Raw genomic sequence first — 637 nt, 5'->3', positions numbered from 1 at the left:
ACGCGGCCGAGCAGCGCGGGCTGAGGATCGTCACGGCGAACGGAGAGGCAGACCTCGGGACGGACGCGGGCCGCATGTTCGCCCGCATCAAGGCAGCAGTGGCCCGGCAGGAGGTAGACCGCAAGAGCGCGCGACAGAAGCGGGCAGCACAGCAGCGGGCCGAGCGCGGCCAGTCCTGGGGATCGCGCCGCCCATTCGGCTTCATGGCCGACCAGACCACGCACCATCCGGTCGAGGCGGAGATCGTCCGTGGCATGTATGACGACTTCCTGAACGGGGTAGGGCAACGTGAGATCGTCCGCCGCCTAACCGCCCGGGGCGTCAAGACGACGATGGGCAACGACTGGTCACAGCCCGTCCTACGGAACTTCCTCCTCAACCCCCGCAATGCCGGCCTGCGCGCATATAAGGGCGAGGTGGTGAGCGAAGCAGCATGGGAGCCCCTGGTGGATGAGGCGACATGGCGTGCCACCGTGGACCGTTTGGAGGGCAGAGGCGGGCCGACGTACTCACGGGCGCGGAAGCACCTATTGGTGGGCGTCGCCACCTGTGGCGTCTGCGGTGAGGGAATGCGAACCAACTACACGGTGGCCGGGGCGAGGCAGTACGTGTGCCCGAAGCACCATGTGGCCCGACG

At 68.0% G+C, this 637-nt stretch carries 1 protein-coding gene; it reads left to right on the top strand.

Annotated elements, in window-relative coordinates; translation table 11 throughout:
- A partial coding sequence (locus C6558_RS38915; protein ID WP_146161001.1) for a recombinase family protein occupies positions 1–637 on the top strand: 637 nt, incomplete at both ends.

The sequence above is a fragment of the Ensifer sp. NM-2 genome, from assembly GCF_003024455.1.
GTDB classification, from domain to species: domain Bacteria; phylum Pseudomonadota; class Alphaproteobacteria; order Rhizobiales; family Rhizobiaceae; genus Ensifer; species Ensifer canadensis.
This window is presented reverse-complemented; position numbering and strand designations above follow the sequence as displayed.